The organism is Streptomyces sp. NPDC005820, from assembly GCF_040630255.1.
GTDB lineage: Bacteria > Actinomycetota > Actinomycetes > Streptomycetales > Streptomycetaceae > Streptomyces.
This window is the reverse complement of the sequence record NZ_JBEXXE010000007.1, coordinates 81,196-107,786: the sequence shown is the minus strand read 5'-3', so window position 1 is coordinate 107,786 and position 26,591 is coordinate 81,196. Positions and strand designations below refer to the sequence as shown.

The 26,591-nt window shown below is 71.4% G+C and carries 30 protein-coding genes; 19 read left to right on the top strand and 11 right to left on the bottom strand.

Annotation, left to right across the window (positions count from 1 at the left end):
* Positions 1-344: 344 nt before the first annotated feature.
* Complete coding sequence (locus ABZ464_RS10730) at positions 345-995, top strand: DUF461 domain-containing protein (protein WP_359273958.1); 651 nt, start codon at positions 345-347, stop codon at positions 993-995.
* A 97-nt stretch (positions 996-1,092) separates the two neighbouring features.
* On the opposite strand, the gene ABZ464_RS10725 is transcribed toward ABZ464_RS10730, so the two are convergent.
* Positions 1,093-1,773: a response regulator transcription factor gene (locus ABZ464_RS10725; RefSeq protein ID WP_015659563.1), complete on the bottom strand. Its 681-nt coding sequence runs from the start codon at positions 1,771-1,773 to the stop codon at positions 1,093-1,095.
* Positions 1,770-3,185: an ATP-binding protein gene (locus ABZ464_RS10720; protein ID WP_359273955.1), complete on the bottom strand. Its 1,416-nt coding sequence runs from the start codon at positions 3,183-3,185 to the stop codon at positions 1,770-1,772. The genes ABZ464_RS10725 and ABZ464_RS10720 overlap by 4 nt, the downstream gene beginning before the upstream one ends.
* A 190-nt stretch (positions 3,186-3,375) precedes the next feature.
* Here ABZ464_RS10720 and phoU point away from each other — a divergent pair, with 190 nt between their 5' ends.
* From phoU to ABZ464_RS10700, 4 genes are all read left to right on the top strand, one after another.
* Complete coding sequence (phoU, locus tag ABZ464_RS10715) at positions 3,376-4,077, top strand: phosphate signaling complex protein PhoU (protein ID WP_359273953.1); 702 nt, start codon at positions 3,376-3,378, stop codon at positions 4,075-4,077.
* 133 nt (positions 4,078-4,210) lie between these two features.
* The gene (locus ABZ464_RS10710; protein WP_359273951.1) at positions 4,211-4,369 is read left to right on the top strand and encodes a hypothetical protein; all 159 of its coding nucleotides are present in this window, start codon (positions 4,211-4,213) and stop codon (positions 4,367-4,369) included.
* 168 nt (positions 4,370-4,537) lie between these two features.
* Complete coding sequence (locus ABZ464_RS10705; protein WP_358985935.1) at positions 4,538-4,786, top strand: SCO4226 family nickel-binding protein; 249 nt, start codon at positions 4,538-4,540, stop codon at positions 4,784-4,786.
* Positions 4,787-4,852: 66 nt separating this feature from the next.
* Positions 4,853-5,575: a rhomboid family intramembrane serine protease gene (locus tag ABZ464_RS10700; protein ID WP_359273948.1), complete on the top strand. Its 723-nt coding sequence runs from the start codon at positions 4,853-4,855 to the stop codon at positions 5,573-5,575.
* A gap of 184 nt (positions 5,576-5,759) precedes the next feature.
* Here ABZ464_RS10700 and ABZ464_RS10695 read toward each other — a convergent pair whose 3' ends face one another.
* Together ABZ464_RS10695 and ABZ464_RS10690 are read right to left on the bottom strand one after the other, a co-directional pair.
* The gene (locus ABZ464_RS10695) at positions 5,760-6,683 is read right to left on the bottom strand and encodes an aminotransferase class I/II-fold pyridoxal phosphate-dependent enzyme (protein WP_359273945.1); all 924 of its coding nucleotides are present in this window, start codon (positions 6,681-6,683) and stop codon (positions 5,760-5,762) included.
* A complete protein-coding gene (locus ABZ464_RS10690; protein WP_359273942.1) occupies positions 6,668-7,138 on the bottom strand; it encodes an ArsI/CadI family heavy metal resistance metalloenzyme in 471 nt (156 codons plus the stop codon). Before ABZ464_RS10690 ends, ABZ464_RS10695 begins: the two co-directional genes overlap by 16 nt.
* A 93-nt stretch (positions 7,139-7,231) precedes the next feature.
* Between ABZ464_RS10690 and ABZ464_RS10685 the strand changes: the two genes are divergently transcribed.
* Genes ABZ464_RS10685 through ABZ464_RS10675 form a run of 3 tightly spaced genes read left to right on the top strand, consistent with a single transcriptional unit; the run spans position 7,232 to position 8,823 of the window.
* A complete protein-coding gene (locus ABZ464_RS10685) occupies positions 7,232-7,612 on the top strand; it encodes a metalloregulator ArsR/SmtB family transcription factor (RefSeq protein WP_359273939.1) in 381 nt (126 codons plus the stop codon).
* Complete coding sequence (locus ABZ464_RS10680; RefSeq protein WP_359273936.1) at positions 7,609-8,343, top strand: MIP/aquaporin family protein; 735 nt, start codon at positions 7,609-7,611, stop codon at positions 8,341-8,343. Before ABZ464_RS10685 ends, ABZ464_RS10680 begins: the two co-directional genes overlap by 4 nt.
* A 57-nt stretch (positions 8,344-8,400) precedes the next feature.
* Positions 8,401-8,823, top strand: a complete 423-nt coding sequence (locus ABZ464_RS10675; protein WP_359273933.1) for an arsenate reductase ArsC — start codon at positions 8,401-8,403, stop codon at positions 8,821-8,823.
* A gap of 114 nt (positions 8,824-8,937) precedes the next feature.
* Here ABZ464_RS10675 and ABZ464_RS10670 read toward each other — a convergent pair whose 3' ends face one another.
* Positions 8,938-9,699 (bottom strand): phosphoglyceromutase, encoded by a 762-nt coding sequence (locus ABZ464_RS10670; RefSeq protein ID WP_359273931.1) that lies wholly within the window; start codon positions 9,697-9,699, stop codon positions 8,938-8,940.
* Positions 9,700-9,859: 160 nt separating this feature from the next.
* Here ABZ464_RS10670 and ABZ464_RS10665 point away from each other — a divergent pair, with 160 nt between their 5' ends.
* Together ABZ464_RS10665 and ABZ464_RS10660 are read left to right on the top strand one after the other, a co-directional pair.
* The gene (locus ABZ464_RS10665; protein ID WP_359273928.1) at positions 9,860-11,236 is read left to right on the top strand and encodes an MFS transporter; all 1,377 of its coding nucleotides are present in this window, start codon (positions 9,860-9,862) and stop codon (positions 11,234-11,236) included.
* A gap of 140 nt (positions 11,237-11,376) precedes the next feature.
* Positions 11,377-11,898 carry a hypothetical protein gene (locus ABZ464_RS10660; RefSeq protein WP_359273925.1) on the top strand — a complete coding sequence of 174 codons (522 nt, stop codon included), beginning with the start codon at positions 11,377-11,379 and terminating at the stop codon, positions 11,896-11,898.
* Between the two features lie 16 nt (positions 11,899-11,914).
* Here ABZ464_RS10660 and ABZ464_RS10655 read toward each other — a convergent pair whose 3' ends face one another.
* Positions 11,915-12,418, bottom strand: a complete 504-nt coding sequence (locus tag ABZ464_RS10655) for a YbjN domain-containing protein (protein WP_359273924.1) — start codon at positions 12,416-12,418, stop codon at positions 11,915-11,917.
* Positions 12,411-13,748 carry a D-inositol-3-phosphate glycosyltransferase gene (gene mshA, locus ABZ464_RS10650; RefSeq protein WP_359273922.1) on the bottom strand — a complete coding sequence of 446 codons (1,338 nt, stop codon included), beginning with the start codon at positions 13,746-13,748 and terminating at the stop codon, positions 12,411-12,413. Before mshA ends, ABZ464_RS10655 begins: the two co-directional genes overlap by 8 nt.
* A 215-nt stretch (positions 13,749-13,963) precedes the next feature.
* Here mshA and ABZ464_RS10645 point away from each other — a divergent pair, with 215 nt between their 5' ends.
* The 3 genes from ABZ464_RS10645 (at position 13,964) to ABZ464_RS10635 (ending at position 17,761) form a co-directional block, all read left to right on the top strand.
* Positions 13,964-14,773 (top strand): class I SAM-dependent methyltransferase, encoded by an 810-nt coding sequence (locus ABZ464_RS10645; RefSeq protein WP_359273919.1) that lies wholly within the window; start codon positions 13,964-13,966, stop codon positions 14,771-14,773.
* 244 nt (positions 14,774-15,017) lie between these two features.
* Positions 15,018-16,106 (top strand): NlpC/P60 family protein, encoded by a 1,089-nt coding sequence (locus ABZ464_RS10640; RefSeq protein WP_359273917.1) that lies wholly within the window; start codon positions 15,018-15,020, stop codon positions 16,104-16,106.
* Between the two features lie 287 nt (positions 16,107-16,393).
* The gene (locus ABZ464_RS10635; protein ID WP_359273914.1) at positions 16,394-17,761 is read left to right on the top strand and encodes a fused response regulator/phosphatase; all 1,368 of its coding nucleotides are present in this window, start codon (positions 16,394-16,396) and stop codon (positions 17,759-17,761) included.
* A gap of 105 nt (positions 17,762-17,866) precedes the next feature.
* Here ABZ464_RS10635 and ABZ464_RS10630 read toward each other — a convergent pair whose 3' ends face one another.
* From ABZ464_RS10630 to ABZ464_RS10620, 3 genes are all read right to left on the bottom strand, one after another.
* Entirely contained in the window at positions 17,867-18,211 is a 345-nt protein-coding gene (locus ABZ464_RS10630) for a DUF2516 family protein (protein ID WP_359274373.1), read from the bottom strand.
* A gap of 156 nt (positions 18,212-18,367) precedes the next feature.
* Positions 18,368-19,057 (bottom strand): hypothetical protein, encoded by a 690-nt coding sequence (locus ABZ464_RS10625; RefSeq protein WP_359273911.1) that lies wholly within the window; start codon positions 19,055-19,057, stop codon positions 18,368-18,370.
* 110 nt (positions 19,058-19,167) lie between these two features.
* Positions 19,168-19,581, bottom strand: coding sequence for a helix-turn-helix transcriptional regulator (locus tag ABZ464_RS10620; RefSeq protein WP_055638318.1), 414 nt, complete (start codon positions 19,579-19,581; stop codon positions 19,168-19,170).
* Positions 19,582-19,733: 152 nt separating this feature from the next.
* Between ABZ464_RS10620 and ABZ464_RS10615 the strand changes: the two genes are divergently transcribed.
* The 6 genes from ABZ464_RS10615 (at position 19,734) to ABZ464_RS10590 (ending at position 26,098) form a co-directional block, all read left to right on the top strand.
* Entirely contained in the window at positions 19,734-20,630 is an 897-nt protein-coding gene (locus ABZ464_RS10615) for a DUF3152 domain-containing protein (protein WP_359273907.1), read from the top strand.
* A gap of 143 nt (positions 20,631-20,773) precedes the next feature.
* Entirely contained in the window at positions 20,774-21,709 is a 936-nt protein-coding gene (locus ABZ464_RS10610) for a hypothetical protein (RefSeq protein ID WP_359273904.1), read from the top strand.
* Between the two features lie 53 nt (positions 21,710-21,762).
* Positions 21,763-23,235: a peptidoglycan-binding protein gene (locus tag ABZ464_RS10605; protein ID WP_359273901.1), complete on the top strand. Its 1,473-nt coding sequence runs from the start codon at positions 21,763-21,765 to the stop codon at positions 23,233-23,235.
* Entirely contained in the window at positions 23,232-23,975 is a 744-nt protein-coding gene (locus ABZ464_RS10600; protein ID WP_359273898.1) for an ABC transporter ATP-binding protein, read from the top strand. Before ABZ464_RS10605 ends, ABZ464_RS10600 begins: the two co-directional genes overlap by 4 nt.
* Before the next feature lie 95 nt (positions 23,976-24,070).
* A complete protein-coding gene (locus ABZ464_RS10595) occupies positions 24,071-25,258 on the top strand; it encodes an ABC transporter permease (protein ID WP_359273895.1) in 1,188 nt (395 codons plus the stop codon).
* A 72-nt stretch (positions 25,259-25,330) separates the two neighbouring features.
* Positions 25,331-26,098 carry a patatin-like phospholipase family protein gene (locus ABZ464_RS10590; RefSeq protein WP_359273892.1) on the top strand — a complete coding sequence of 256 codons (768 nt, stop codon included), beginning with the start codon at positions 25,331-25,333 and terminating at the stop codon, positions 26,096-26,098.
* Positions 26,099-26,112: 14 nt separating this feature from the next.
* Here the strand turns inward: ABZ464_RS10590 and ABZ464_RS10585 are convergent, their stop codons facing one another.
* Positions 26,113-26,580: an HAD domain-containing protein gene (locus tag ABZ464_RS10585; protein ID WP_359273889.1), complete on the bottom strand. Its 468-nt coding sequence runs from the start codon at positions 26,578-26,580 to the stop codon at positions 26,113-26,115.
* Positions 26,581-26,591: the final 11 nt, after the last annotated feature.

Below are 26,591 nucleotides of genomic sequence, written 5' to 3'. Positions count from 1 at the left end.
AGCAGACCCGTGATCAATTTCCCGGACGGTCGTGCATTCCTTCACGGAAAATCCGCGAGCGGAGCGTGACGGCGCTTAACCGGAGTCCGTGCGCGGATATGTGAATGACGTACGAGCAGGAAGAGCAAGGATGAAGTCGGAGTGACCGGTGGGTCGCGCGGGAGTGTCGTGACGGGTGTGATGACCAGGGAGATCACGGCGCGCGACGGCCCCCGGACGCGTTAGAGGCGGGTCGGGTGCGGCGGCGCGGGAACGGCTCGGTAACCTAAGGCCGCTGACAGACCCTTAGGGCGGCTTTATCACCAGGTGAGCTGCCCGTGTGCGTTCAAGGAGTTGCCGCCGCCGTGAGCAGCAGCCTTCGACGCGGCGCCCTCGCCGCATCCGCCCTCGCGTTCTCGATCGCCACGCTCGCCGCCTGCGGCGCCGGCAACAACAGCCAGACGCTGGAGATCAAGCCGGACAACGCCGCCACCAGTGTGGGCGACATCAAGATCCAGAACGCTGTCGTCATCACCCAGCCAGACCCCGCCGGGGGTGGCCCGGTGGCCGTCTCCGCGACCATCTTCAACTCCGGCAAGGAGGCCCAGACCGTCGAGTCGATCGACGTCGAGGGCCTCGGCACGGCGAAGCTCTCGCCCGCCAAGGGGGAGAAGGAGCTGACGGTCCCGGCCGGCGGCCTCGTCGTGATCGGCGGCGAGGGCAACGCCTCCGCCGTCCTGGAGCACCCGGACGAGGAATCGATCGACGGCAACGCCCAGAAGACCACCTTCACGCTCAGCGACACCGGTGCGGTGAGCCTGGCGGCCTTCGTCGTCCCGGCCGACGGCTACTTCTCCAGCTGGGGCCCCAGCGACATCCCGAGCACCCCGTCGGAGTCCCCCTCGGAGACGGCCACCGAGACGGCCACGTCCACCGAGTCCCCGGCGGCGGGCGCCTCCGGCTCGGAGTCCCCCTCGGCCTCCGCCACGTCCTCGGAGTCGGCAGCCGGCCACTGAGCCCCCGTACACATGCGCCAAGGGCGGCACCCCCGGTGAGGGTGCCGCCCTTGGCGTGTGTACGGGGCTTTCAGGCCACGCACCCGCAGGAACCGGCTTACGGCTCGAACTTGTAGCCCAGCCCACGGACCGTCACCAGATACCGCGGGGCGCCCGGGTCCGGCTCGATCTTGGCGCGGAGGCGCTTGACGTGGACGTCGAGGGTCTTGGTGTCGCCGACGTAGTCGGCGCCCCAGACCCGGTCGATGAGCTGCATACGGGTGAGGACGCGGCCTGCGTTGCGCAGCAGCATCTCCAGGAGGTCGAACTCCTTGAGCGGCAGGTCGACCTTGGAGCCGGAGACGGTGACGACGTGGCGGTCGACGTCCATGCGGACCGGGCCCGCCTCCAGGGCGGCCGGGGTGACCTCCTCCGGCTCGCCGCGGCGGCGCAGGACGGCCCGGATCCGGGCGACCAGCTCGCGCGAGGAGAACGGCTTGGTGACGTAGTCGTCGGCTCCTATTTCCAGGCCGACGACCTTGTCGATCTCGCTGTCCTTGGCGGTCACCATGATCACGGGGACGTTGGAGCGGCCGCGCAGCTGACGGCACACCTCCGTACCGGGCAGACCCGGCAGCATCAGGTCGAGGAGGACGAGGTCGGCGCCGTTGCGCTCGAACTCGTCGAGTCCGTCGGGCCCGGTGGTCGCGACGGCGACCTCGAAGCCCTCCTTGCGGAGCATGTACGACAGGGCGTCGGAGAAGGACTCCTCGTCCTCGACGACGAGCACTCGGGTCACGGAAGGACCTCCGGGGCGGAAAGCGTCTGGTACGCGGTCGAATCGGGGGATGAGCGGCGGGACGGTGTGCGGGAGGGGGTGGGAGAGATGCCGCCGGCCTGCCGGTCCTCGTCATTGAGGTCGTCCAGGTCGTCGAAGGTGTCAAGCCCTTCGAGGCCTTCCGGGTCGTCGGGATCCGGATGCTGGAGGGCACGATCGCGGTCGCGGGCGGCCGCGGCCGCCTCGGGAAGCCGCAGCGTGAACGTGGAGCCCTGTCCCTCGGCGCTCCACACCGTGACCTCCCCGCCGTGCGAGGCGGCCACATGCTTGACGATCGCGAGCCCGAGACCCGTACCGCCCGTCTGGCGGGAGCGGGCCGGGTCGACTCGGTAGAAGCGCTCGAAGATGCGCTCCTTGTCCTTGTCGGAGATCCCGATGCCCTGGTCGGTCACCGAGATCTCGATCAGGTCCCCGCCGGTCGAGGTCACCCGGCGGGCGGCTATGCCGACACGGGTGCGGGCGGGTGAGTAGTTGACGGCGTTCTCGACCAGGTTGCCGAGGGCGGCGGCCAGCTGGCCGCGGTTGCCCCAGACACGCAGGTCGGCGGTGCCGCCCGCCCGTCGCCCACCACCACCCTGCTCGAGTCCTTCGGACGCCGACACACTCGTGGCCATGGTGATCTGCTTGGTGCCGGCCTGGTGGCGGCAGCGGTCGACGGCCTCGGCGACCAGCTCGTCCACGCCGACCGGTTCCGCGTCCTCCAGCGGGTCGTCGTTCTGCACCCGCGAGAGATCGATCAGCTCCTGCACCAGGTTCGTCAGCCGGGTGGCCTCGATCTGCATCCGCCCGGCGAACCGCTCCACCGCCTCCGGGTCGTCCGCGGCGTCCATGACCGCCTCGGAGAGCAGGGAGAGGGCGCCGACCGGGGTCTTCAGCTCATGGCTGACGTTGGCGACGAAGTCCCGTCGTACCGCCTCGATCCGGCGGGCCTCGGTGAGGTCCTCGACGAGGAGCAGCACGAGCCGGGAGCCCAGCGGCGCCACCCGCGCGGAGACCGCGAGGGCCTCGCCGCGTCCGGTGCCGCGCCGGGGCAGGTCCAGCTCGACCTGGCGTATCTCCCCGTCGCGCCGGGTGTCCCGGGCCATCTTGAGCATCGGCTCGACCGCAAGTTTTCCGCCACGCACGAGTCCTAGGGCGTACGCCGCGGAGCTCGCCTTGACGACGGCGTCGGCCTCGTCCAGGACGACGGCCGACGAACGCAGCACCGACAGGACCGTGTCCACGCCGGGCGGGAGCACGGGGTCGGTGTGCAGGGAGCTGCGGGTGGGGCGTGCCTGGTCGCGCTCGCTCCAGCGGAACGCCAGCATGGCGATGACACCGGTGAGCACCCCGGCGATCGCTGCCGCTGCGGCGACCGCCGCGTTCACGTCCATGCGTCCAGGTTAGGCACGGGATCCGGCGTGGCTACAGCCATGCAGGTGCGACCTCGAACACTCGTCGCCCAGAGTTCACCTTGGAGCCAGAAGTGGTTCATTTGACGTGACTGAATCCGACGCGTAGCGGGCGGACCGTGGCACCGTGGGGTTCGCCCCGGAGCATACGTACGTACGAGAGGGAATCCTGATGCGGGACGCGTACCACGAGGAACTTGACTCGATAGGCGACAGCCTGGTGGAGATGGCCCGGCTGGTCGGGTCGGCGATCGGGCGCGCCACGACCGCCATCCTCGACTCCGACCTGAAGCTCGCCGAGAGCGTCATCGAGAACGACCAGAAGGTCGACGACCTGCAGCACGACCTGGAGGCGAAGGCCATCGCGCTGCTCGCCCGTCAGCAGCCCGTCGCCACCGACCTGCGGATCGTCGTCACCTCGCTGCGCATGTCGGCCGACCTGGAGCGCTCCGGCGACCTCGCCCAGCATGTGGCGAAGCTCGCCCGGCTGCGCTTCCCGAACCGGGCGGTGCCGCACGACCTGCACGCCACGATCCTGGAGATGGGCCAGCTCGCGCAGCGCCTGATGGCGAAGGCGGCGGAGTGCATCATCACCAAGGACGTCGACCTCGCGCTCCAGCTGGAGTCCGACGACGACGCCATGGACCTGCTGCACCGCACGCTGTTCCAGCACCTGATCGACGACCGCTGGAAGCACGGCATCGAGACGGCCGTCGACGTGACCCTGCTGGGCCGCTACTACGAGCGGTTCGCCGACCACGCGGTGGCGGTCGCCAAGCGTGTGGTGTTCCTGGTGACGGGTGAGCACGCGGACGAGCTGCAGCCCGACATCCAGCCGGACATCCAGCCGACCGCGGGGACCGAGGGGGCGTAGGTCCGCCGGGGAGGCGGACGGTGGGCTCCCGGACGGCGTGCGGTCGCCACTGTGCGCCGTTGATGCGCCCGGCACAACGGGCATGCAATGGGCACAGGCCCTAGCGGAACACGTGCGCCTCCGGGAGGAACCCATGGCAGAGTCCCCCAGCACCCCCCAGTCCGACCCCGCTCAGGAACGCCCCACCGAGCAGCCCGCCGAGATCAGGAACCTGATGCTGATCGGCGCGTGCGGCTGCGGTTCGGGGTGCGGCTGCGGGTGCCAGTCGGGCAGCCCGTGCCAGTGCGGCTGAGCACAGCCGTCGTACGTACGACAGGGCGGGGCCCGGTGACCACACCGGGCCCCGCCCTCTTGTCGCGCCTCTTGTCGCGCCTCTTGTCGCGAGAGGGCAGGGCCGGGCGCAGCATGGAAGGGACGGACATCGACGGGGGCGGGCACAGGACGAAAGGGGGTGGACACCATGCCCAAGTTCATGGACGTCCACCACAACATGAAGGGCATCACCCGCGAGCAGCTCCTCCAGGCGCACCAGGACGACCTCGCCATAGAAGGGGAAGAGGGCGTCCACTTCGAGTCGGCCTGGGCCGACCCCGACTCCGGCGTCGTCTACTGCCTCTCGGAGGCCCCGTCGGCGGAGGCGGTGCAGCGCATCCACGAACGCACGGGCCACAAGGCCGACGAGGTCCACCCGGTCCCGCTCCAGGTGTGAGCGGCGCATTGTGCGCCAGGGGGAAACCTGCATGATGGAGGTCCGGCAGGTGGAGGGGGAGACACCATGGACAGGCCGACGTCCGATGCGCAGGTGATGGTCGCGGAGGCGCGGAAGGCGTTCTTCGTGATGTTCGGGTTCCTGGCGCTGGTCTGGCTGGTGCAGCTGGCGAACTTCGCCGACGACTACGCGCCGGCCCGCGAGTACGGTGTGGTCTCCGGCGACCTCGGCACCCTGCCGCACCTCCTCACCGCGCCCTTCCTGCACTGGAGCTGGGCGCACATCGAGAGCAACTCCGGTCCCCTGTTCATCTTCGGCTTCCTGGCCGCGTACCGCGGGGTGCTGCGGTTCGTCGGGCTGAGCCTGCTGGTGGCGGTGACCAGCGGCCTCGCGGTCTGGTTCTTCGAGGGCGGGAACGTGGAGACGGTCGGCGCGAGCGGCCTGATCTTCGGCTACTTCGGATACGTCGTCGTCCGCGGCCTCTTCGACCGCCATCTCATCGACACGCTCATCGGGATCGTGATGGCGGCGTCCTTCGCCTACATGCTGACGGTGGCCGTGCCGGGCACCCCGGGCGTCAGCTGGCTGGCCCACCTCGGGGGGCTCGCCGGCGGCCTGCTGGGGGCCTGGCTCTTCCGCGACCGCCGCAAGCGCCCCGCGGGCAAGACCCCGGCCCGGACCGGCTCGTCCGGCGCTTCCGGCCCTTCCGGCGCTTCCGGCTCGTCCGCTCCCGCCGGCCATCCGCGGGCCGACCTGCACAAGGAACTCGGGGATCTGGGGCTGCTGTAGAGACAGGGGGGTGGGGCGGGGTGAGGCTGCCCCCACCTGGTTTCCGGGGCGGATCGCAGTCCATACGACAACCTGGGCAGCCCAGGGCCCCAGCCTCCACCACCTCCAGTCGGCAGCGGACACAGCCCTCTGCACCGAGGCCCCCTGACTCCGCCTCACCTTGGATCCTGCGCCGGCGCTCGACTCAGCTCGAGGTCGCGATCGCTGTCGCCGCGGTCATGCGGCGTACGGCTTCCGTGAGGAGTTCGGGTGAGGTGGCCAGGTTCAGGCGGGCGTGGCCGGTGCCGCCGGTTCCAAAGGTCGGGCCGGAGTTGAGGGCCACCCTGCCGTGTTCGAGGAAGACGGTTGCGGGGTCGTGGCCCAGGTCCAGGGCCCGGCAGTCGAGCCAGGCGAGGTAGGTGCCCTCGCCGGGGCGGTAGCGGATGTCGGGCAGGTGTTCGGTGAGGAGCCGCCGGTTCGCGGCGAGGCCGTTCAGCAGTTCGTCGAGCCAGGGGGTGCCGTCGCGCAGGGCCGCGGTGTGGGCGATGACGCCCAGGTGGCTGGGGCCTTCCTGGACCCATGCGGGGATGCGGGCGAGATCGTCGGCCGCGCTGGGGCCCGCGAGGGCGACGGCGGCCTTGAGGCCGGCGAGGTTCCACGCCTTCGACGCCGACATCAGCGCCATACCGCTCTCCGCGCCCGGGACGCTCAGGTAGGGCACGAACTCGGCGCCGGGCAGGACGAGAGGGGCGTGGATCTCGTCGGAGACGACGCGGACGCCGTGCCGGGCGGCCAGGGCGGCGACCGCGGCCAGCTCGTCGGCGGTGTGCACGGTCCCCGTGGGGTTGTGGGGGCTGCACAGCAGGTGGACCGGCCGCGGTCCGTGCTGGGCGGCCCGCTCGAACGCCTCCTCCAGGGCGGTGAAGTCGATGCGGTGGTCGTCGCCCAGCGGGGCCTCGACGATGCGCCGCCCCGTGTGCTCCACGAAGTGGTAGAAGGGCGCGTAGACCGGGCAGTTGATCACCACGGCGTCGGCCGGGGAGGAGATGACGTCGAGGATCTCGACGATGCCGGCCGACGGCACGGCGGCGAGGGCGGCGAGGGCGGCGGAGCTCAGCCGCAGGCGCACCCCGCCGTCGCAGGCGCCCCCTCGGTGGCCCCGCCGGTGCAGCAACCGTCGCCGGTGGCATGGGGGTCGGCGCTCTTGCCGAGGGTGTCGGCGTCGGCCTTGACCACGTAGACCTCCCACGGCTCCTTGCCGGGGCCGTGCACCCACACCTTGTCCTGGAGGGCGTAACAGCAGGAGGTGTCGCTCTCCTCGAAGGTGGCGAGGCCGGCGACCTTCAGGCGGCCGGCGGCGGCGTCGACCTGCTCGGTGGACCCGACCTCGACGCCGAGATGGTCCAGCCGGGTCTCCTCGCCGGGCTCGCCCTCGATCAGGACGAGCTTGAGCGGGGGCTCGGCGATGGCGAAGTTCGCGTAGCCCGCGCGCCGCTTGGCCGGTTCGGTGCCGAAGAGCTTCGCGTAGAAGGCGATCGACGCTTCGAGGTCGCTGACGCGCAGGGCGAGCTGGACACGGGACATGACGTGACTCCCATCCACTTGTATCGGCGTCTTGTATTGACGCCTATCGATATAGAGCTTGCGCCTTGGATCGAAAAACGTCAACATAGAAGAATGTCGAAGCAAGAACTCGTGGTGATCGGCCAGGACGACGAGTCCACCGGCTGCTGCCCCGGACTGGTGACCGCGCCGCTGGACGAGGCCCGGGCGGCCGACCTGGCGAAGATCTTCAAGGCGCTCGGCGACCCCGTCCGACTGCGCCTGCTGTCGATGATCGCCTCACGGTCGGGCGGTGAGGTCTGCGTCTGCGACCTGACCCCCGCCTTCGACCTCTCACAGCCGACGATCTCCCATCACCTCAAGCTGCTTCGGCAGGCGGGACTGATCGACTGCGAGCGGCGCGGCACATGGGTCTACTACTGGGTGCTGCCCGGCACCCTGGACCGGCTGTCAGCATTCCTGACGACCACGCAGAAGGCCGAGGCGACCACGTGAACGCATCGCTCGGCCGCCGGGCCCTGGCCGAGGCCGTGGGGTCGGCGGCTCTGGTGGCGGTGGTGGTCGGCTCCGGCATCCAGGCCACCGAACTGACGGACGACGTCGGCCTCCAACTGCTGGCCAACTCACTGGCCACCGTGTTCGGACTCGGCGTGCTCATCGCACTGTTCGGGCCCGTCTCCGGCGCGCACTTCAACCCCGTGGTGACGCTCGCGGCCTGGTACACCGGCCGCCGCACCCCCGACGGGCCGGCTCTCCGCGACCTGGCCGCGTACCTCCCGGCCCAGACGGCCGGAGCGATCGGGGGCGCCGTCCTGGCCGACGCCATGTTCGCCGAGCCGCTGGTGCGCTGGTCCACGCACGACCGCTCCGCCGGTCACCTCTGGCTGGGCGAACTGATCGCGACCGCCGGGCTCGTCCTGCTGGTCTTCGGCCTCCCCCGCACCGGCCGGGCCCACCTCGCTCCCCTCGCCGTGGCCTCCTACATCGGCGCGGCGTACTGGTTCACGTCCTCGACGTCCTTCGCCAACCCGGCCGTCACCATCGGGCGCGCCTTCACCGACACGTTCGCCGGCATTGCACCCGCCTCGGTCGCCCCCTTCATCGCGGCCCAGACCGTCGGTGCCGTACTCGGCCTCGGCCTGCTGACCGCCGTGTTCGCCCACCCCGCACCGGCACGGACCGACCCCGCCCACACCGACGACAATCCCGAACTCGCCACCCACTGACCGCCCCGCGCCGCCCTGCCCCCGTCCCCGCCCTGCCCCACCCGGAAAGAACCCGCCATGCCCACTCCCGCCGCACGCCCGTCCGTCCTGTTCGTCTGCGTCCACAACGCCGGACGCTCGCAGATGGCCGCCGCCTTCCTCACCCACCTGGCAGGCGACCGCGTCGAGGTGCGCTCCGCAGGCTCCGCCCCCGCCGACACCGTGAACCCCGCCGTGGTGGAGGCCCTGTCGGAGGTGGGCATCGACATCTCGGCCGAGGTCCCCAAGGTGCTCACCGTGGAGGCCGTCCAGGCGTCCGACGTCGTCATCACGATGGGCTGCGGCGACACCTGCCCGGTCTTCCCCGGCAAGCGCTACCTCGACTGGCAACTCCCCGACCCGGCCGGCCAGGGAGTCGAAGCCGTCCGCCCGATCCGCGACGAGATCGAACAGCGCATCAGCACCTTGATCGAAGAGATCGCCCCGGCCGTCCGCCACTGAGCACGGGCGATGGGCCCCGCAGTGCCAAGATGACACCCGAGCACACGGCCCCGCACCACCAAAAAGCCCCCGGCCCGCGAGTAAAGCGCAGGTCGGGGGCTCAAAGGCAGGTGCTTACTTCGTCTTGCCCTGGTTCTTGACCGCCTCGATCGCTGCTGCGGCCGCCTCGGGGTCGAGGTAGGTGCCGCCCGGGGTCAGGGGCTTGAAGTCGGCGTCCAGTTCGTAGGACAGGGGGATGCCCGTCGGGATGTTCAGGCCCGCGATGTCGGCGTCGGAGATGCCGTCGAGGTGCTTGACCAGGGCGCGGAGGCTGTTGCCGTGGGCCGCGACCAGGACCGTGCGGCCGGCCAGGAGGTCGGGGACGATGCCGTCGTACCAGTAGGGAAGCATGCGGACGACGACGTCCTTCAGGCACTCCGTGCGGGGCCGCAGCTCCGGGGGGATGGAGGCGTAGCGGGCGTCGGAGGCCTGGGAGAACTCCGAGTCGTCCGCGAGCGGCGGGGGCGGGGTGTCGTAGGAGCGGCGCCAGAGCATGAACTGCTCCTCGCCGAACTCGGCCAACGTCTGCGCCTTGTCCTTGCCCTGGAGGGCGCCGTAGTGGCGCTCGTTCAGGCGCCAGGAGCGGTGGACCGGGATCCAGTGGCGGTCCGCCGACTCGAGGGCGAGCTGCGCGGTGCGGATGGCGCGCTTCTGGAGGGACGTGTGGACCACGTCGGGGAGGAGATCGGCGTCCTTCAGGAGTTCGCCACCGCGGACCGCCTCCTTCTCGCCCTTCTCGTTGAGGTTGACGTCCACCCAGCCGGTGAACAGGTTCTTCGCGTTCCATTCGCTCTCGCCGTGGCGGAGGAGGATCAGCTTGTACGGTGCGTCGGCCATGGCTATGAGCGTAATCCACCGTCCTGATGCGGTGCGCCCCTGCTCGTTCCTCGGACGCTTGACTGGTTCTGTTAATCGGGTCGCTTCCGGGGGCTCCGGCTTCGTAAGTTCTGAGCATCGCTTACGACACTTACCGGTACTGACCTACGGGGGCTCTGCCATGTCCGTCACCGCGCTCAGACGCGCCGCCCGCGAAACCCTCTCCGGGCTGCCCCGCGAGTTCTGGTGGCTGTGGACCAGCACGCTCGTCAACCGGCTCGGGGGGTTCGTCGCCACCTTCATGGCGCTGTATCTCACCCTCGACCGGGGCTACTCCGCCTCCTACGCCGGTCTCGTCGCCTCGCTGCACGGGCTGGGCGGGGTCGTCTCCTCGCTGGGCGGCGGGGTGATGGCGGACCGGATCGGACGGCGGCCCACCCTGCTTCTCTCCCAGGTCGCCACGGCCGGGTCGGTCGCCGTCCTCGGGTTCGTCACCGATCCCGTCGCCATCGCCGGCGTCGCGTTCGTCGTCGGTGCCGCCTCGAACGCCTCGCGGCCCGCCGTGCAGGCGATGATGGCCGACATCGTGCGGCCCGAGGACCGGGTGCGGGCGTTCTCCCTCAACTACTGGGCGATCAACCTAGGGTTCGCCGTCTCCTCCATGGCCGCCGGGTTCATCGCCGAGGTCAGCTACCGCGCCGGGTTCCTGCTCGAGGCCGGGATGACCTTCGTGTGCGCCGTCGTCATCTTCCTCAAGCTGCCCGAGTCCCGGCCGGAGCGGGAGAGCAAGGCGGTGCGGGAGGAGACGGTCGGGCTCGGCAGTGTGGTGCGCGATCTGCGGTTCATGAGCGTCGTCGGGCTGTCCTTCCTCGTCGCGCTCGTCTTCCAGCAGGGGTCCGTGGGGCTGCCGGTGGCCATGGGGGCTGCCGGGTTCACGCCCTCCGACTACGGCCTCGCCATCGCGGTCAACGGCGTGCTGATCGTCGTCCTGCAGATTCCGGTCACCCGCTTCATCGAGCACCGGGATCCGCGGCGGCTGCTCGTGATCTCCTCCGTCCTCGCCGGGTACGGGTTCGGGCTCACCGCCTTCGCCGGGTCGGTCGGCGTCTTCGCGCTCACCGTCTGCGTGTGGACCCTCGCCGAGATCGTCAACGCGCCCACGCAGACCGGCCTCGTCGTCGCCCTCTCCCCCACCCACGGACGCGGGCGCTACCAGGGCATGTACACCCTGTCCTGGGCCGTCGCCTCACTCGTCGCGCCCGTGATGTCCGGGTTCGTCATCGACCGGTTCGGGGCGGAGTGGCTGTGGGGCATGTGCGCGGTCGTGGGGACGGTCGCCGGGGCCGGGTACGCCGTGCTGATGCGGCGTCTGCCGGCCGAGGAGCCGGTCGCCGACGGCGGTGACAGGGGGGCCGAGGGGCGTACGGCGACGGTTCCGGCCGCTCCCGCTACCGCCACCGCCACCGCCATGGGTTCCGGCACCACCACCGGCACCACCACCGGCTCCGGCTCCGGCACCAGCACCAGCACCAGCACCAGCACCAGCACCAGCACCTGAGTGTCGACCGGCCCGATCCGCGATCCCGTGCCGAGGGACCGCGTCGGCCGGTTGCACACCGCGCTCGCGCACCGGGCGCGGACGTCCTCACCTGCTCGGAAGTCCTCCGTCCGCTGATCGCCCCCGGCTAGCGTCCCGGCATGGACGAGACACAGAACGCAGAGAGAGCCTTCAGCCGGCGTACCCCTCGCGGCAGCCGTCGCGTCGGGCGTCTCACGGCCGCCGTCGCGGGGGCGGCGGCCCTGGTGGCGGTGAGCGTCGGCGCCGCCCTCGCGGCCGGAACGGACGACGGCGACGGCCTTGTGCCGACGGTGAGCGAGACCACCCAGCCCGCCGACACCGGGGGCGGCACCGCGGGCGGCACCGGGGGCGACTCCGGCTCCAGCGGCGACATCACCATCGGCGGCAGCACCGACGGCGGATCCGTCGGACTCAGCGAAGGCACCGACGGCGGTTCCGTCGTGGGCCCCGACGGCGGCACCGATCCCGACGCCAGCGAGACCCCCGACCCGCAACCCAGCACCGGCTCCCCGGTGGATCTGGAGGAACTGAACCGGCGCATCGACGAACTCGACGCCAAGGTCGACCGGCTGCCGACCAAGAAGGAGCTGGCCGACGCCCTGCGCGCGTTCGCCGATCAGCTCGACCAGCCGCAACCCTGAGAAGCGCGCTCCCGGGTCAGTCGGCCGGCCGCTGGGTGAGGTGCGCGAAGGCGTCCAGATTGCGGGTCGGCTCGCCCCGGGAGACCCGCCACGCGTACTCCCTGCGGATCGCGGAGGCGAAACCCAGCTCCAGCAGGGTGTTGAAGGCGCCGTCCGCCGCCTCCAGGACCTGCCCGAGGAGGCGGTCCACCTCGTCCGGCGTCACCGACGACAGGGGCAGCCGGGCCGTGACGTACACGTCACCGAGCCGGTCGACGGCGTAACTCACGCCGTACAGCTTGAGGTTGCGCTCCAGCAGCCAGCGGTGGACGCCCGACTCGTTCTCGTCGGGGTGGCGGATGACGAAGGCGTTGAGGGAGAGGGAGTGGCGGCCGACCAGGAAGGAGACCGTCGTCTTCAGCTTGGCGGTGCCGGGGAGCTGGACGACGTAGGAGCCGGGGCGGGGGCTCTCCCACTCCAGCTCCGCGTCCGCCAGGTAGGCCTCGATGACCTGCGCCGCACTCTTCTCCGCGTCACCCATGAGGGGAGCGTACGGGACGGCGGTGGGCCTGGGTCGCCGCCGTGTAGACGTCGGCGGTGGCTGCCGCCGCCGTGTCCCAGCCGAAGGACTGGGCGTGGGCGGCGGCGGCCGTGCCCATACGGGTGGGCAGCTCCGGGGTGTCGGCGAAACGTTCCAGTACGCGCGCGTACATCACCGGGTCGTGGCCCTGCACCAGGAAGCCCGTCTCGCCGTCGCGCACGGCCACCGGGAGGCCGCCGACCGCCGCCGCGAGCACCGGGGTGCCCGCCGCCTGGGCCTCTATGGCGACCAGGCCGAAGGACTCGCTGTAGGAGGGGACGACGAGGACGGAGGCGGCGCGGAACCAGTCCGCGAGCTGCTCCTGGCCGACGGGCGGGCGGAACCGTACGACGTCCGCGACGCCGAGCCGGGCGGCGAGCTTCTGCAGGCCCTCCGGCCTGGCGAGGCCGCTGCCGCTGGGGCCGCCGACGACCGGCACGACGAGCCGGGTGCGCAGTTCGGGGCGTACGTCGAGGAGGGCGGCGACGGCGCGCAGGAGGACGTCGGGTGCCTTCAGGGGCTGGATGCGGCCCGCGAAGAGGGGGATCAGCGCGTCCTGCGGGAGGCCCAGGCGGGCCCGGGCGGCGGCGCGGCCGTCGGCCGGGGAGAAGCGGTCGAGGTTGACGCCCGGGTGGACGATCGCGACCTTGCCGGGGTCGGCGCTGTAGTGCCGTACGAGTTCGTCGGCCTCCTCCGCCGTGTTGGCGATGAGCCGGTCGGCGGCGTCGACGATCTGGGTCTCGCCGATGACCCGGGCGGCGGGTTCCGGGGTGTCGCCGTCGGCGAGGTTGGCGTTCTTGACCTTGGCCATGGTGTGCATGGCGTGCACGAGGGGGGCGCCCCAGCGCTGGGCGGCGAGCCAGCCGACGTGGCCGGAGAGCCAGTAGTGGGAGTGGACGAGGTCGTAGTAGCCGGGGCGGTGGCCGGCCCAGGCCTGCATCACGCCGTGGGTGAAGGCGCACAGCTGGGCGGGGAGGTCCTCCTTGTTGAGTCCCTCGTAGGGGCCGGCGTCGATGTGGCGGACCAGGACGCCGGGGGCCATCTCCACCTTCGGGGGGAGCGCGGCGGCGGTCGCGCGCGTGAAGATCTCCACCTCGATGTTGATCGCGGCGAGGCGCTGGGCGAGCTCCACGATGTAGACGTTCATGCCGCCGGCGTCGCCGGTGCCGGGCTGGTGGAGCGGCGAGGTGTGCACGGAGAGCATCGCGACTCGGCGGGGGCGGCGGTGGAGCCTGAGCCGCTGGGGTACCGCCGGAGAGCGACGCCCGAGCCGGCTGGCGTGGTGGCTCACGTGGCGTTCCTCCTTGCTGCGGGCATGCCGGACGGAGGGGGCGAAAGCCTCCCAGGGGGCTGGAACGCCGGAGGGAGGCGTTCCCATTCCGGCCGGGGTCGACGGGGAGGGGATTTTTGCCTGAGCGTTACCCGACTCGCTCAACCGTTCGAGCCTTGGGGGCGTCCACCGGGCGGATCCTCGGGGGTCCCGCGTACCGCATACCCTCGTATGCCATGACCCCCCGCGCGACCCTCCCCGTGGGCACCGTCACGCGCGGGACCACCAACCCCAACCGGCTGCGCCGCATGGACCGCTGGATCGCCGCGACGCACGGCGCCGAGCTGCGGCGGGCCGCCGATCCCGTGGCCGTGGACCTCGGATACGGGGCGGCGCCCTGGACGGCCGTCGAACTGCTCGGCCGGCTGCGTTCCGTCGCACCACGCGCGCGTGTCGTGGGCGTCGAGATCGAACCCGCGCGGGTCGCCGCCGCGAAGCCGTACGAGCGGGAGGGGCTGGCCTTCCGGCACGGCGGGTTCGAACTGCCGGTGGCGGGCCGACCGCAGCTGGTGCGCGCCGCCAATGTGCTGCGGCAGTACGACGAGGAGCAGGTCGCCGGGGTCTGGGAGCGGCTGTGCGCGCGGCTCGCGCCGGCCGACGGGGCCTCGGCGGGCGGGCTGCTCGTGGAGGGGACCTGCGACGAGATCGGACGCCGGCACGTCTGGGTGGCGCTCGGGCCCGAGGGGCCGCGCACGGTCACCTTCGCGGCCCGGCTGGGGTCCCTGGAGCGGCCGTCGGACCTGGCGGAGCGGCTGCCCAAGGCGCTGATCCACCGCAATGTGCCGGGCGAGCCGGTGCACGCGTTCCTGCGCGACTTCGACCGCGCCTGGGCCGCCGCGGCGCCCTACGCGTCGTACGGCGCCCGCCAGCGCTGGATCCGCGCCGCGCGCGACCTCACGGCGGACTGGCCGCTGACGGACGGCCCGGTGCGGTGGCGGCAGGGGGAAGTGACGGTGCGGTGGGGGGCGTTGGCGCCGCTTCGCTGACCGTTAACCCTTTCGTCGCCCCCGGGAACGATCCCCGTGCGTCGTTCGTCACATCGGCGGGGCGATCATCATTCCGGGGAGTGCGGAAGGGTGACGGGGGAAGGGCTCCACCTGTCGGCTGGAAGGGCATAGCTGTTCGGTACCTGTCGGTTCCGGGCCTGACTCTGTCACTTTCGGCCGTGACGTGGCACGATCCCCCGAGCACCGTAAGTTACTGACGGGAAATCAGTTTGGGGGACGAGGTATGGGTCCGGGCAAGCGCGGCCTGTTCGCGGTCGCGGTGGCGGTCGTCTGCGCGGTGACCGTACTGGGGGCACCCGGCGCGGCGTTCGCGAGCCCGAGCAGCCCCACGCCGTCCCCGACGGCGACGACCGCGCCCGATCTGACCCTCCCGCCCAGCAAGGACCTGGAAGAGGTCCGCGAGAAGCTGGACACGCTCTACCACGCCGCCGCGGTCGCCACCGACGCGTACAACGCGGCCGAGGAGGCGGCGAAGAAGCAGTCCGCGGAGATCGTCGCCCTCGCCCAGAAGATCGTCGAGGGCCAGGAGCGGCTCGCGAAGCTGAAGGACCGGGCCGGCGCCGCCGCCCGCTCCCAGTACCGCACGGGCGGGCTGCCCGACGAGGCCCAGCTGATGCTGAGCGACGACCCGAGCGAGTTCCTCGACGGGGCCGGCCGGGTGCTCCAGGGGCAGCGCGCGACCAAGGGCCTCATCGCGGAACTGACCCGCATCCAGGAGGACTTGGAGCAGTACTCCGCGGACGCCTCCGCGCAGTGGACCAAGCTGGAGGCCAACCGCAAGGCCAAGGCGACGGCCCAGAAGAAGATCGAGAAGCAGATCACGGCGGCCGAGAAGCTGGAGTCCCAGCTGGAGGAGGCGGATAAGGAGCGCCTCGCCAAGCTCCAGGAGCAGGCGGACCAGAAGGCGCAGACCGCCTGGCTGGACACCGGCATCCTCGACGAGATCGACGGCAAGGCGAGCGCGGCCGGCAAGAAGGCCATCGCCTACGCGACCGCGCAGATAGGGAAGCCGTATGTGTGGGGCGCCGAGGGCCCGGACTCCTTCGACTGCTCCGGACTGACCTCCGAAGCCTGGAAGAGCGCCGGGCAGACGATCCCGCGCACCTCGCAGGAGCAGTGGAAGCAGCTCCGGCGCGTCGCCATCGAGGACATGCGGCCCGGCGACCTCATCATCTACTTCGGCGACGCCAGCCATGTGGCGCTCTACGTCGGCGACGGCGCGATCATCCACGCCCCGCGCCCGGGCCGTACGGTCACCCTCGCCGGGGCCGGCACCATGCCGATCCTCGCGGTGGTGCGACCGGACGCATGAGGCGAAAGGCCCAAATCGGCTTAATCGCCGCCCTCATGACCCCGGACACGTGACGCACGGCACCCGTCCGAGCGCCCCAAACCCCGTACGGACGTGACCTTCGTCATCCATCCCCGTACCGGCCTGCCCAACTGCGGTATGGAACGCGGCATATGACAGTGGCCTGAGATCAAGCAGCGTGCCGCACACCATTCCGTTGCGGCGCCTTCTGCCGCTATGGTCCCCGTCGGTGGGTCGAGGTCCCTCGTCCCCGCCGTGCCCTCGGGGGGAGGGAAGGAACCCGACACATGCCCGCACCCGTACCGCGGCAGAGAGCGATCCCGGCCGTGGAGTGTGGTCAGGCGCAGGCCGTGCCCGCAAGCGGCGGCCCCTCCGGCCCCTCCGGCGACGCGCACCCGCCCCGCCGGGAAGCCGCCCGCACGGACGAGACCGTCCGCGACGCCGCGACGGCCGACAACGACACCGCGCACCCCACGCTCACCCTGCTGCTGATCGAGGACGACCCCACGGCCGCGCCGATCGTGCCCGATCTGCTCGACTCGGACGGCAGGCCGATCCGCGTCCGCACCGCCCGCAACCTCACCGAGGCCGAGCGGCTGCTCACCGACGACGTGCACTGCATCCTGCTCGACCTGGCGCTGCCCGCGCCGGGCCGGGCCGCGAAGGCCGGCGAGACCGACGAGGAACTCGCCGTCCTGCGGCATGTGCTGCGGCTCGCGCCCCGGCACGCCGTGCTCGCGCTCACCGCCTCGGGCGATGCCGAGCGCGGGGCCGAGGCCGTGCGCGTCGGCGCCCAGGACTATCTCTTCCGGGACGAGCTGGACGGGCGGCTGCTGAGCCGCGCGATCCGCTACGCCGTTGAGAGGAAACGTTCCGACACGGCTGAGCGGAGGCTCGCCGAGGGCAAGCTGCGCGCCCAGGAGAACGCCCGGCTGGAGCGCGGGCTGCTGCCCACGCCCCTCCTCGAGGGCTCCCCGCTGCGCTTCGCCGCCCGCTACCGCCCCGGCCGCTCGCGCGCGCTGCTCGGCGGTGACTTCTACGACACCGTCCGCACCCCCGACGGCACGGTCCACGCGATGATCGGCGACGTCTGCGGGCACGGCCCGGACGAGGCGGCGCTCGGCGTGGAGCTGCGCATCGCCTGGCGGGCGCTGACCCTGGCGGGGCTGTGCGGCGACGAACTGCTGGGCACGTTGCAGCAGGTGCTGGAGCACGAGCGGGACGACCACGAGATCTTCGCGACGCTGTGCACGGTGGACATCGCGCCGGACGGCCGGCGGGCCGGGCTGTGCCTGGCCGGGCACCCGGCGCCGCTGATCGCCGGTCCCGGACGGCCGGCGCGGCTGCTCCCGCAGGAGAACAACGGGCCCGCGCTCGGGCTGCTGCCGGGCGCCCGCTGGCCCCGGATGCAGGTGGAACTGGGGGCGGAGTGGAGCCTGATGCTCTACACCGACGGGCTGATCGAGGGGCGGGTCGGCGCGGGGCGCAAGGAGCGGCTCGGGCAGGACGGGATGGTGGAGATGATCCGGCGGCAGTTCTCCGAGGGGTTGAGCGGGGAGGAGTTGCTGCGGGCCGCGGTGAGTGAGGTGCGGGAGTTGAATGGGGGGGAGCTGACGGACGACGTGGCGGTTGTTCTGTTGGACCGGGTGCCGTAGGGCTTCGCCGGGGCCCCGTTGTCGGGTGCGGGTGCGCGGTGGCTGGTCGCGCCCACGCGGCGGAGCCGCATATCAGTACAGCCCCGCGCCCCTAGGGGGTTGCTGTTACCGTCCGCCGTTATAAGGGCCGTACGGGCCGTCGCTGCTGGAGCCGCCGCCTCGGTGGCTGCGGCCGCCGCCGGGGAGGGCGCGGAGGGCCGGGCGGACGTCGACCATGTAGACGATCGTCGCGACCAGGCCGATGACCGGCAGGAACGCCAGGATCGGGAAGATCAGGTTCACCACGAAGGCGATCCCGAGGATGATCATCCAGAAGGGCTTGGTCTGCTTGCCGGCGGCTCGGTAGCCGTCCTCACGGCGGATGGCCGCGTCGATCAGAGCGAAGCCGCTGAACACGATCAGGGCCAGGCTCAGCAGCGACATGAACCCTGCGAACCCCTGCATCAGCACTACGTCCACCACCCGACTCGGCACGATCCGGTTCGTCCTTACGCGGTCACCGTACCCGCAACCGCGCTCTCGTTACCCGTACAACGGGCCGGGCACCGTTTCCGTGCCCGGCCCGTGACCGTATGTCCGTGTCGGCGTCGCTGCCGGCGTCGTGTCTCACTTGGTGGGAGGCGTCGTCTTCTTCGCGGTGGTGGTCCTGCGGGCGGCCGGGGCCTTCTTGGCGGCCGGCTTCTTCGCGGGCGCCGGGGCGGGCTCGGCCTTGACCGCGGCGACCGGGGCGGACTTCGACTCGGCCTTCGGCTCGGCCTTGGGCTCGGTGGCGGCAGTGGCGGGCTCGTCCTTGCCCTCGACCACGATCGCCAGCTCCTCGATCTCCTCCGCGGCCTCGCCGCGCCAGGTCTTCACGGCCTGCTCGCCGTGCTCGGCGACCTTCTCGTAGGTCTCACGGGCCTTGACGGCGTACTCGGCGGCGACGCCGACGCTGCGCAGCGCGAGGTCCTGGGCGGACTCACCGAGCTTCTTCAGGTCGGCGTCGAGCGTGGTGCCGAGCTTCTTGATGTCGCCGTCGATGGTGGAGATGAACTCGTTGACCCTCGTCTGGAAGGTCTCCTGCGCCTCCTTGGCCTTGACGCCGGCCTCCTTGGCACGGGCGGCGGCCTTCTCCTGCACGGCCTTGGGGTCGGTGTTGCGCACGGCGTCGATCCGGGCCGGGGCCTCGGCGCGCAGCTGCTCCACCAGGGCCGGCACCTTCTTCGCCTGCTGGAGGGCCAGGTCGGCGGTGCCCGCGGCGAAGTAGAGCGGGGTCGGGTCGCTGAAGGTCTTGCGCAGGTCGTCGGTGATGGCCATGGTTGTAGGTCCTCCCGGATTCACGTTCGTCGTCGTTCGTCGTTCGTCGTTCGCCGTCTTCGGCTGAGGGTCGTACGAGTCCGCAGTCGGCGGCCGGTCCCCTGGTCCGGTCAACTGGCCGTCTGCTGCGGGTCGGCGTCGCCCTCGTCCCCGGGCCGGCTCTCCTGACCGCTCTCGAATCCGTTCTCCTTGCGGAAGGACTCGTAGATCTGCAGCAGTGCCTGCTTCTGGGCCTCCGTCAGCGTGGGATCGGCGAGGATGACCGCACGGGTCTCGACCTCGTCCCGGTCCCGCTCCGCGTCGAGGATGCCGGCGCGCACGTACAGCGTCTCGGCGGAGATCCGCAGGGCCTTGGCGACCTGCTGCAGCACCTCCGCGCTCGGCTTGCGCAGCCCGCGCTCGATCTGGCTCAGATAGGGATTGGACACGCCGGCGGCGTCGGCGAGCTGCCGGAGCGAGAGCTTGGCGTTGCGCCGCTGCTCGCGCAGGTAGTCACCGAGATTGCCGACGTTGAGCGATGCCATGCCTCCACTGTGCATCACCTCCGCTAACTATTGCAAGCACCTGCTTGCAATAGTGTGTCGCGCCACCCGGAGCCCACCGAAAGATCCATCGTTACCGTCTCGTGACAGTTTGAGCTCGGTGCCATCACTTGAAATGACCAGCTTGTGCTGCCATGCATTCGGTACGAGAGAGGGAATCCGCACCGCCCACCGGCGCCCGCCACCGGTCTTCCCACCGCCGGGTACGTCCGCGCCGCCGCGGCCGGACCTACCTGGTCGCCGGGCTGGTGACGATCGGCCTGCTGGGCTCCGCGGCGTTCTTCCTGGACGGCGGACGAGGCGACACGACGAGCGCCGCGCCGCGCCCGCGCGACACCGTGCGCACCAGCCCGACGCCCACCCCCACACCGACACGGACACCGACACGCACTCCACCCCCGAGCCCGACGCCGCCCCCCACGCCGAGCAGCCCGACCCCGACCTCCACCAGGATCGACGTTCCCGCGACGGGCCCCGGCACGTTCGTCACCGCGCGGGCCGGTGGCGCCAAGGTCGGTCGGGGGACCCGTCTGCTCCGCTATGTGGTGCAGGTCGAGACCGGGCTCGACATCTCGCCGGCCCAGGCGGCGAACGAGATAGCCGACATCCTCGCCGCTCCCCGGGGCTGGACCCGGAACGGGGTTTCCTCGTTCCAGCTGGTGAGCGCGGGGCAGCCGTATGACCTCATGGTGAAGATCGCGACACCGGGGACGGCCGACGCCCTGTGCTGGGCGGGCATCCACCAGGACACGCGGGGCGAGTACAACTGCGAGATCCCCGACGGGGTGGTGGTGAACCTCAAGCGCTGGGTGGAGGGCTCGCCCACGTTCGACGGTCCGATCCACGAGTACCGGGCGCTGATCGTGAACCACGAGATGGGTCACTTCCTGGACTACACGCACCAGACCTGTGCGGGTCCCGGGCAGCTCGCTCCCGTGATGATGCAGCAGATCAAGGGCCTGCACGGATGCGTCGCCAATGCCTGGCCGTACGACAAGAACGGTGACCTCGTCACCGGGCCGCCCGCGTAGCAGGCGCGCAGTTACAGCTTGGTCATGATCCGCGCCCATGGTCATCAACTACGGACACCACAGTGGCGCTCGGTCCCCACGATTCCTCTCGATCGGATGGATACATGTCTGGATCCCGCACTGTTCGGAAACTGGCCGTGGCCGTGAGCCTGTTGCCGCTGCTGGCGGCTTGCGGCGGCGGCGAGTCGACCTCGTCCTCCTCCGCGGGCGACGGGAGCGCCGCCACGACCGGCGGGAAGACCTCTGCCGGGTCGTCGGGGCAACTCGACATTCCCGCGGACGCCAGCGCCGACCTCAAGAAGCAGTACCTCGTGGAGAACGCGATCGCGGCCTGCATGAAGAAGCAGGGATTCACCTATACCCCCGAAGCCCCCGAGGACTTCAGGACCGGCTGGGCCACCGACGGGGCGGACTACGGACTCACCAAGAAGTTCCGGCAGAAGTACGGCTTCGGCTACACCGCGGTCGCGGTCTACCCCGACGATCCCCAGGTGTCGCGCAAGGCGGCGAACGAGCCCTCGGCCAACGCGAAGTACATGGCCACGCTCACTCCCGCGCAGAAGACCGCCTACGAGAAGGCGCTGGGCGGACCCCCGGACCCGAAGGTCGGCCAGAAGGACTGGACCGGGTGCATGGGAACGGCCGACAAGGAGGTCTACGGCGGCGAGTCGGTCGCAGACCGCAGCGCCGCGTCCGCCTCCGAGAACCAGGCGAACGCGCAGGCGCTCAACGGCGACCAGGAGCTGGTCGGCCTGGCGCAGTCGTACGCCTCGTGCCTGAGGAAGGACGGCATCACCGTCACGACCACCCAGCCGACCAGCATCGGGGAGATGGTGAAGCTCCAGGCGTCCGCCTCCGCTCCCGCCGGTGCCGGTGGCGCCGTATCGGTGGAGGCCGGCGCGAACGGGGAGAAGCCGGAGGGCGGGCCTTCCACGGAAACCATGAGCAAGGCCGAGGCGCTGCCGCTGCTCACCAAGGAAATCGAGCTGGCGATGAAGGACCTGGCGTGCGGCAAGGACTTCCGGGCCGCCTACTTCCCGAAGTTCTTCAAGGCCCCGGGGTCCACCGGTGCCGGATGATCCGGCGCCCGAACCGACCGGGCAGCGCCCTCTCTCGCGATCGAAGGAAGAGCATGCAGCGTCAAAAGGGTGAGAGCAGCCGCCCCAGACAGCTGGGGATCATCGTCACCGCGGTGGCGCTGGTGGGAGCGGGCGGGTGGTTCGCCGGATCGCAGATGCAGTCGCCGGCGGACGCGGCCGCCGCCCGCAAGCCCCCGAAGGCCGGACCGGTCACCGTCGCGGTCGAGCGGCGGTCGCTGACCGCGAGCGTGGTGGCCCAGGGCTCGGTGGAGTTCGACTCACCGCAGAGTCTCGCCCTCGCCGGGGCCGTGGGCACCCCGGACTCCGGGTCCACCGACCCCGTCGCCCAGCGCGTCACCAAGGCACCGGTCGCCGGGTCGGAGGTCAAGGAGGGCGACGTACTGATGCAGCTGAGCGGCCGACCGGTGCTGGTGCTGCGCGGATCCGTCCCGATGTACCGCACCCTGGGTCCCGGCACGTCCGGAGACGATGTCAAGCAGCTCCAGCGGGCGCTGACCCGGCTCGGCTTCACCTCCGGCGCGGCCACCGGGCAGTACGGGCAGGGGGTCGCCACGGCGGTGAGCCGCTGGTACAAGAGCAAGGGTTTCCAGGCGCAGGAGCCCAGCATCGCGGACAAGCAGCAGCTCGGAACGCTCGAAGCGGCTGTGACCGCCGCGCAGCAGGGCCTCCTCTCGGCCCAGAACCCGAGCGGCGGCACGGGCAGCAGCGGCACGAAGACCAGCGGTACGGAGAGCAGCGGTACGGGCACCAGCAGCCCGGACACCAGCGGCACGGGCACCGGCACCGGGACCGGCTCGGGCTCGGGCACCAGTGGCCAGGCGGAGAAACTCCAGCTCAAGGCGGCACAGCAGCAGTTGAACGCGGCCAACACCGCGCTCTCCGCCTTCAAAACCGGCTACGGAACCAAGATCCCCGCGGGTGAGGTGGTCTTCCTGCCGGATCTGCCGGCCCGGTTGGACAAGGTGTCGGTGAAGGTCGGTGACACCCCGACCGGACCGATCGGCACGGTGACCAGCTCCAAGGTCGTGGTGCAGGCCGTGGTGCAGGGCAGCGACGCCAAGTTGCTCCACAAGGGCATGACGGCGGAGGTGGAGACCACCGACGGCAAGAAGGTGGCGGGGGAACTGGTGGCACTCGGTGACGATGTGCCGAAGACGGGTTCGGCGGACGGCACGACCGCGCAGGGGGCGTCGGCCGGCGGGAGTGATGACGCGTCGGCTCCCGTGCCGGTGCAGATCTCCATCCCCGCAGGGAAGTTGACCAAGAACGCGGGCGGTTCCGCGAAGGTGACCATCAAGGTGGGATCGTCGGCCGGCAAGGCGTTGACGGTACCCATCGCCGCACTCCACACGGCGGCCGACGGGCAGGCCACGGTGAAGGTCCAGCGCGACGGCACCGTGGTGGACGTCTCCGTCAAGGCGGGACTCTCCGCGGAGGGGCAGGTGGAGGTCACACCGTCCGGTGACGCCCTGAAGGCGGGTGACCAAGTGGTGATCGGACAATGACCCGTGACGATCGGGCGACGACCGGCCTGCCGACGTCCCCCGTGCCCGGCCCGGACACGGTCATCCAACTGGTCTCCGTCGACCGGACCTTCGACTCCGAACCGCCGGTGCATGCCCTTCGGGACGTGAATCTGGCCGTCCGGCGCGGCGAGCACCTGTCGGTCGTCGGCCCGTCCGGTTCCGGCAAGTCGACGCTCCTCAACACCCTGGGGCTGCTGGACCGCCCCACCTCGGGCTCCTACTGGCTCGACGGGGTGGAGACCAACACGCTCGACGACCTGGAACGCACGGCGCTGCGCGGCAGCCGGATCGGGTTCGTCTTCCAGTCCTTCCATCTGCTGCCCTACCGGACGGTGGACGAGAACGTCATGCTGGCCGAGGCGTACCGTAGGCCGCGCCCCGGCCGCGGCCGGGCCGGCCGGCGCACCAGGGCCGAGGAGGCGCTGGAACGGGTGGGCCTGGCGCACCGGTTCGGCTTCCGTCCGGACCGGCTCTCCGGTGGTGAGAGACAGCGGGTGGCCATCGCCCGGGCGCTGATGAGCGAACCTGCCCTGCTGCTCTGCGACGAGCCCACCGGCAACCTCGACAGCGAGAACACCGAGTCGGTTCTGGACCTCTTCGACCAGTTGTCCGCGCAGGGCATGACCCTGGTCGTGATCACCCATGAGGAGGCGGTCAGCAGGCGTGCCGACCGGCGGGTGAGGATCAGCGACGGACGGCTCACCGAGGAGGGCCGATGAGGGCTGTGGAAGCGGCGGAGCTGACAGAACCGGCAGAACCGGCAGAAGAGGCAGAAGAGGGAAGGCTGTCGGCCGGGGGAACCGAGCGTCCCTGGATGGATTTCCGGGACCTGTGGACCGAGGCGCTGGCGGGGGTGCTCGCCCGTCCGATGCGCTCCGCCCTGACCACGCTGGGCACGGTTCTGGGCATCACCACCCTGGTCATCACCATCGGGGTCTCGGCCACGGCGGGCAATCAGATCGTCGGCCGGTTCGACGCCCTCACCGCCACCTCGGTCACGGTGGTGGTGCCCCCGTCGGCCGACTCGGTCCCGCTCGTCGACTGGTCGGGGGTCGACGCGGTCCGGCGGCTGGCCGGGGTCGATTCGGCGGCGGCGCTCGCCGCCTCCACCGACACCGCGAGCGTCCAGGTCCGTGCGAACGACGTGGTGGCCCCCGGAGACGTCAGCGGCCAGACCGTGGCCGTTTTCGCCGCGTCCCCCACGCTGCCCGCCGCGGTGCGCGGCCGGATGACCGTCGGGCGTTTCTTCGACGTCGGCAACATCGCCCGGCACGACCGGGTGGCGGTGCTCGGCGACCAGGCCGCACGGCTCCTCGGCATCAGCTCGGTACAGGGCTCCCCCGCGGTCTTCCTGAAGGGCCAGTCCTACACCGTGATCGGGATTCTCGGCGAGGCCGAGCGGGAGCAGCAGCTCTCCACCGCGGTGATCCTGCCGCCCACGACGGCCGAGGACCAGCTCGGTCTGGGCGAGGTGACCCGGGTGCTGATCAACACCGCGCTCGGTGCGGCGAAGCAGGTGGCCCACCAGGCGCCGATCGCGCTGGCTCCCGGTGCCGAGAGCGCCCTCGCCGTCACGGCACCGTCCGACCCGGTCAAGGCACGCACGGGAGTGCAGGGTGACGTCAACGGCCTGTTCCTGGTCCTCGGACTGGTCTCGCTGGTGGTCGGAGCCATCGGTATCGCCAACGTGACGCTGGTGACGGTCATGGAACGGATCGGGGAGATAGGACTGCGCCGCGCCCTCGGCGCCTCCCGGCGGCAGATCGCCGGCCAGTTCCTGGTGGAGTCGACGACCATCGGACTGCTCGGCGGCGTCATCGGCGCCGCCCTGGGCATGGTCGTCGTGGTGGCCGTGTCGGCCGTCAGGGACTGGACTCCGGTCCTGGACGTCCGTCTCGCCTTCGGAGCCCCGGTCGTCGGAGCGCTGGTCGGACTCCTGGCGGGTCTCTACCCGTCGCTGCGGGCCTCCCGTATGGAGCCCGTCGACGCCCTGCGCTCCTAGGGCCTGTCATGCTCAGCCCCAGACGTTCCGCCCCGGCCGTGAGGGCGGAACGCCCGGAAGGAGCACGCCCAGGTGACCCCGTCGAAGTCCCCTTCCCCGCCCTCCTCCGTGGGGTTGGTCCTGTCCAGCGGGGCGGCTCTCGGGGCCGCGCACGTGGGGGTGCTGCGGGCCGTGGAGGAGGCGGGGATCGAGGTGACGGCGGTGGCCGGGGCGAGCGCGGGGGCGCTGATCGGCGGGGCCTGGGCGGCCGGGGTGGACAGCGAGCGCCTCACCCGGCGGCTGCTGCGCGCCCAGTGGGCGGACTTCGGGACCGCCGCGATCAGCCCGCGGCTGGGGCTGCTGGACACCTCGCCGCTGGCCCGGAACATCGAGGACATGGTCGGCGACCTGCGGATAGAGAACCTGCCGATCCGGTTCGGCGCGGTGGTCACCGAACTCGGCTCCACCACTCCCCGGCTGGTGACCTCGGGCTCCTTCACGGCCGCGCTGTGCGCGAGCAGCGCGGTCCCCGGGCTGTTCCCTCCGGTCCGGCTGGAGGACGGCGGGGCGCTGTGCGTGGACGGGGCCGTGGTCTCTCCGCTGCCGGTGTGGGCCGCGCACCGGCTCGGCGCCGGCCGGGTCATCGCCGTCGGCTTCGGCCGCGGCGCCACCCGCTGGCGCCGCTGGTTCGAGTCCCGCCCGGCCCACCCCGCCCAGGGCCGGCTCCCCGACCTCTCCATCACCATCGACACCACCGGCCACTCCTCCTGGTCCCCCGCGGGGGTCCCGGCCCTCATAGAGAGGGGGTACGAGGCGACACGGGAGGCACTGGGGGCATGGCCCGCGGAACCGACGGACTGACTCCTACGGCACTCCTACGGCACTCCCCCGGCCCACGCCGCCACGGCCGCGAGGTCCCCGTCCCGGAGCCCGTACCGGTGGTCGATGCGACGCAGCAGCGCCGGGCCCGGATGATGACCACCCACCCAGGCCCGATCGACCTCGGTGATCTCGTCATCGAGCCAGACGAAGGGCCGCCCCGCGGCCCACGCCACCAACGGCCGCGTCTTCCAGTGCAGACCGGCGGCGGAGGGCGCATCCTCGTCCTCCGGCCACTCGACCACGGACAGCGCAGGCAGTCCCAGCCAGGGCGAGAGCAGTGCGTTGGCGTCGTCCGACCAGGTAGTCGCCCACACCGGCGTGCAGCCGAGCGCGAGCAGTCGGGGCCCCAGGGCCGGGTCCAGACGCGGCAGCAGAGGGTGGGACGAGGGGCCGTACTCCCGATGGGGATCGGGCCCCCCGAAGGGGATCAGCGTCCCGTCGACGTCGAGGAAGAGCAGCATCACCCCAGGAT